This is a genomic window from Micrococcus sp. LASM2_SD2 (genome assembly GCF_057364565.1).
On sequence record NZ_JBNFOB010000189.1, the window covers coordinates 1 to 4,827 of the forward strand.

General features: G+C 73.6%; 3 protein-coding genes and 2 pseudogenes. 4 read left to right on the plus strand and 1 reads right to left on the minus strand.

Annotation, left to right across the window (positions count from 1 at the left end):
* On the minus strand, positions 1-738 hold a 738-nt coding region (locus AC2W7A_RS09560), incomplete at its 3' end, for a hypothetical protein (protein ID WP_485991158.1).
* Between the two features lie 259 nt (positions 739-997).
* Between AC2W7A_RS09560 and AC2W7A_RS09565 the strand changes: the two genes are divergently transcribed.
* The 4 genes and pseudogenes from AC2W7A_RS09565 to AC2W7A_RS09580 all read left to right on the plus strand — a co-directional run bounded on the left by AC2W7A_RS09565 (position 998) and on the right by AC2W7A_RS09580 (position 4,758).
* On the plus strand, positions 998-1,276 hold the full coding sequence (locus AC2W7A_RS09565; protein ID WP_485991159.1) for a hypothetical protein: 279 nt from the start codon (positions 998-1,000) through the stop codon (positions 1,274-1,276).
* A gap of 16 nt (positions 1,277-1,292) precedes the next feature.
* Positions 1,293-2,989: pseudogene (pyrG, locus tag AC2W7A_RS09570) on the plus strand (CTP synthase).
* A gap of 1 nt (position 2,990) precedes the next feature.
* Positions 2,991-3,719: an NUDIX domain-containing protein gene (locus tag AC2W7A_RS09575; protein WP_485991160.1), complete on the plus strand. Its 729-nt coding sequence runs from the start codon at positions 2,991-2,993 to the stop codon at positions 3,717-3,719.
* 13 nt (positions 3,720-3,732) lie between these two features.
* Positions 3,733-4,758: pseudogene (locus AC2W7A_RS09580) on the plus strand (site-specific tyrosine recombinase XerD).
* Positions 4,759-4,827: the final 69 nt, after the last annotated feature.

The window sequence follows — 4,827 nt, forward strand, 5'->3', positions numbered from 1 at the left end:
CCTTCGCGGGGGGAGTCGCTCGCCGCCGAGCTGGCGGCGTACCGGGCGGCCCACGCCCGGTGGCGGACCGCATCGGCCGAGCACGCCGAGCTCACCGCGGCACAGCAGGAACGCGCCCGCCAGGCCGACGCCCTGCAGCGCAGCCTGGAGGAGATCGACGAGGCCGCCGTGGAGGCCGGGGAGGACGAGGCCCTGCGTGCCCGCATCCGCCGGCTGGAGGACCACGAGCAGCTGCGCGCCGTCGCCGCAGGAGCCTACGGGCGGCTCTCCGGTGCCGACCCGGACGCGGGCGAGGAGCTCCCCGGGGCGATCGCCCTGGTGGAATCCGCGCGTCAGGAGCTGCTGTCCGCGCCGGGAGAGGAGGCCGAGCTGGAGGAGGCCGCGCGTCGGCTCGGCGAGGCCGCCGTAGTGCTGGGCGACATCGCCGGGGACATCGCCCGGTACCAGGCCGACCTGGAGGCGGATGCCGAGGGGGACCTGGACGCCGCCCAGTCCCGTCTGGCCGAGCTCACCCGGCTGCAGCGCCTCTACGGTCCCGAGCTGACCGACGTGATCGCCTGGGCCGAGCGCGAGCGCCCCCGCCTGGACGAGCTCCAGGGGGACACGGACCGCCTGGAAGAGCTCACCGCACTCATCGAGTCCTCCGGGGCCGAGGTCGCCGAGCGGGCCGCGACCCTGCGTCGCCTGCGCACCGGGGCCGCCGCCCGGCTGGAGGAGCAGGTCACCGGCGAGTTGCACGCCCTGTTCATGCCGGACGCCTCCTTCCACGTGGGGCTTACCCCGCTGCCGGACGGCGAGTACGGCCCGCACGGTGCGGACGAGGTCGCGCTGTTGCTGCGCCCCCACGCCGGCGCCGACCCGCGCCCGCTCGGCAAGGGGCCTCCGGCGGCGAGCTCTCCCGCGTCATGCTCGCCCTCGAGGTGGTCCTGGCCGCCACGGACCCCGTCCCCACCTTCGTCTTCGACGAGGTCGACGCCGGCGTGGGGGCGAGGCCGCCGTGGCGATCGGCGCGCGCCTCGCCCGCCTCGCCGAGCACGTCCAGGTCATCTGCGTGACCCACCTGCCCCAGGTGGCCGCCTGCGCCGACCGCCACGTGCACGTCCGCAAGAACTCGGACCCGGACGCGGGCGTCACCACCTCGGACGTCTCCGTCCTGGACCCGGAGCAGCGCATCGAGGAGCTGGCCCGCATGCTGGCCGGCCACGCGGACTCCTCCGCCGCCCGCGAGCACGCCCGGGAGCTGCTGGAGAAGGGGGCACAGGGAAACGGAGGGTGAACGGATCTGAGCCCCGGTGGTACGCTCGAATTCCGTGGTGCAACGTCATTCTCGTTTCCAGAAGTCCAGCACGGCCACCCGGCAGATCTTCGTCACCGGTGGCGTGGCCTCCTCCCTCGGCAAAGGCCTCACGGCCTCCTCGCTCGGTCACCTGCTCCGCGCCCGCGGCCTCCGCGTGGTGATGCAGAAGCTCGACCCCTACCTCAACGTGGACCCGGGGACCATGAACCCCTTCCAGCACGGCGAGGTCTTCGTCACCGAGGACGGGGCGGAGACGGACCTGGACATCGGCCACTACGAGCGCTTCCTCGACGAGAACCTCGACGGCGTCGACAACGTGACCACCGGCCAGGTGTACTCCACCGTGATCGCCAAGGAGCGCCGCGGCGAGTACCTGGGAGACACCGTCCAGGTCATCCCGCACATCACGGACGAGATCTGCCGGCGCATGCGGCTGCCCGCCACCCCGGCCGAGGGCCAGCAGGCCCCGGACGTGATCATCACCGAGATCGGCGGCACGGTCGGGGACATCGAGTCCCAGCCCTTCCTCGAGGCCGCCCGCCAGGTCCGCCAGGACATCGGCCGGGACAACGTCTTCTTCCTGCACGTGTCCCTGGTGCCGTACATCGGCCCGTCCCACGAGCTGAAGACGAAGCCCACGCAGCACTCCGTGGCCTCCCTGCGCAGCATCGGCATCCAGCCGGACGCGATCGTCATCCGGTCGGACCGCGAGGTCCCGGCGGACGTGCGCGGCAAGATCGCCCGCATGTGCGACGTCCCGAGCGACGCGGTCGTCAACTGCGCCGACGCCCCCTCCATCTACGACATCCCGAAGATCATCCACGCCCAGGGCCTCGACGCCTACGCGGTGCAGGCCCTGGACCTGAAGTTCAAGGACGTCGACTGGACGAAGTGGGACGCCCTCATGGAGGCCGTCCACGAGCCGAGGCACCAGGTCGAGGTCGCCCTGGTCGGCAAGTACATCGACCTGCCGGACGCCTATCTCTCCGTCACCGAGGCCCTGCGCGCCGGCGGCTTCGCCCACCGGGCCCGGTGAACATCCGCTGGGTCCCCTCGGACGACTGCGAGACCGAGGAGGGCGCCGCGCAGGCACTGGCCGGCGTGGACGCGATCTGCGTGCCCGGCGGCTTCGGCATCCGCGGTGTGGACGGCAAGGTCGGCGCCCTGCGCCACGCCCGGGAGAACGGACTGCCGACCCTGGGCCTGTGCCTGGGACTGCAGTCCATGGTGATCGAGTACGCCCGCAACGTGCTCGGCTGGGCCGACGCCCAGTCCACCGAGTTCGACGAGGAGACCGCCCACCCCGTGGTCGCCACCATGGCCGAGCAGAAGGAGATCGTCTCCGGCGAGGGCGACCTGGGCGGCACCATGCGCCTGGGCTCCTACCCGGCCACCCTCACCGCCGGCTCCGTGGCCGCCGAGGCCTACGGCACCACCGAGGTCACGGAGCGCCACCGCCACCGCTACGAGGTGAACAACCGCTACCGGGCCGAGCTCGAGGAGGCCGGCCTGGTCTTCTCCGGCACCTCCCCGGACGGGTCCCTCGTGGAGTTCGTGGAGCTGCCCCGGGAGAGGCACCCGTACTACATCGCCACGCAGGCCCATCCCGAGTTCAAGTCCCGCCCGACGGCCGCGCACCCGCTGTTCGCCGGCCTCGTCGGGGCCGTGCTTGCCGGGCGTCAGGGCGCCTGACATGGCGGAGAAGCCACAGCGGGACGCCGTGGCGGCGGAAGAGAACCGTCGTCGCGGCCGAGCACCGCTGCGCGACGTGCACGCCCCGCGCAAGGTCAAGAAGGCCAAGACCGTCTTCGAGGGGAAGGTCTGGGACGTGGAGCGGGAGACGTTCCGCCTGGACCCGAAGGACAAGAACGCGGACCCCCTCGTCCGCGAGGTGCTGGTCCATCCCGGTGCCGTGGCCGTCCTCGCGACCCGCACGGCGATGACCTCCTCTGGCCCGCAGGAGCAGGTCGCCCTGGTCCGGCAGTACCGCCACCCGGTCGGCATGGAGCTCTGGGAGATCCCCGCCGGCCTGCGGGACGTCGAGGGCGAGGACCTCCACGCGGTGGCCGTCCGCGAGCTCTGGGAGGAGGCCGACCTGCGCGCCCGCGAGTGGCACACCCTGGTCGACTTCTTCACCACCCCCGGCGGCTCCTCGGAGGCGATCCGCGTCTTCCTGGCCCGCCAGACCGAGGAGGTCCCGGCTGAGGAGCGGTTCACCCGCACGGACGAGGAGGCCCAGATGCCGTTGGCGTGGATCGGTGTGGAGGAGGTCACGGACGCGGTCCTGGACGGGCGCATCCACAACCCCCAGGCTGTCGTCGCGGTGCTGGCGCTGCACGCCCACCGCGCCCGCGGCTGGCGGCGGCTGCGCCCGGTGGACGCGCCGTTCGTGCCCGGACGCCAGGAGGACCCCGCCGGATGAGGCCGCACCGGGCATGACCACCGTCTCGGAACCGCCCGATCGGGCCGCTCCTTCCGACCGGCTCGCCGACGCCGCGGGACGCTTCCTGGACCACCTGGCCGTGGAGAAGGGCCGTTCCGCCCACACCCTCGCCGCCTACCGCCGGGACCTGGACCGCTACCTGCGGTGGCTCGCCGCCTCCGGCGTCACCGCGCCGGAGGAGGCGACCACGGGCAACGTCACCGGGTTCCTGCGGGCGCTGTCCACGGGGGAGGACGGGGGAGCGGCACTCGCCGTCCGCTCCGCCGCCCGCGTGCTCGTGGCCGTCCGCGGCCTGCATCGGTTCTGGGCCCTCGAGGGCATCGCCGCCGAGGACCCGGCCCGGTCCGTCTCCCCGCCCAAGCCGGGTCGACGCCTGCCCAAGGCCCTGAGCATCGAGGAGACCACCGCCCTGCTCGAGGCCTGCTCCGCGGACACGCCCACCGGACTGCGGGACCGTGCGCTGCTGGAGTTCCTCTACGGCACCGGCGCGCGCGTCTCGGAGGCCGTGGGCCTGGACGTGGACGACGTCGTCGGCATCACCGTCGCGTCACCGTCAGGGGCCTCCGGCCCCGCCGGTCCCGACGACGGCCCCGCGGCCGAGCAGCCCGTCGTCCGGCTCTTCGGCAAGGGCTCGAAGGAGCGCATCGTGCCGGTGGGCCGGTACGCCGCCTCCGCGCTGGACGCCTACCTCGTCCGCGGCCGGCCCGCGCTGGCGGCGGGGCGAAGGCCTCCACCCCGGCGCTGTTCCTGAACGCCCCGCGGCGGTCGCCTCTCCCGCCAGTCCGCGTGGACCGTGATCCGCGGGGCGGCCGCACGGGCCGGGATCACCGCCGAGGTCTCCCCGCACACCCTGCGCCACTGCTTCGCCACGCACCTGCTCTCCGGCGGCGCGGACGTCCGTGTGGTCCAGGAGCTGCTCGGCCACTCCTCGGTGACCACCACGCAGGTCTACACGCTCGTCACCGTGGACACCCTCCGCGAGGTCTACGCCGCCGCCCACCCGCGCGCCCGCGGCTGATCCGCGCCGAAGAGGACGACGACGGCCCCGCACCCTCCGTGCGAGGGTGCGGGGGCGTCGTCGCGAAGC

Excerpts from the sequence above, each read along its gene's own strand:
- AC2W7A_RS09575 (WP_485991160.1), top strand. The coding sequence starts at position 2,991 with ATGGCGGAGAAGCCACAGCGGGACGCCGTGGCGGCGGAAGAGAACCGT.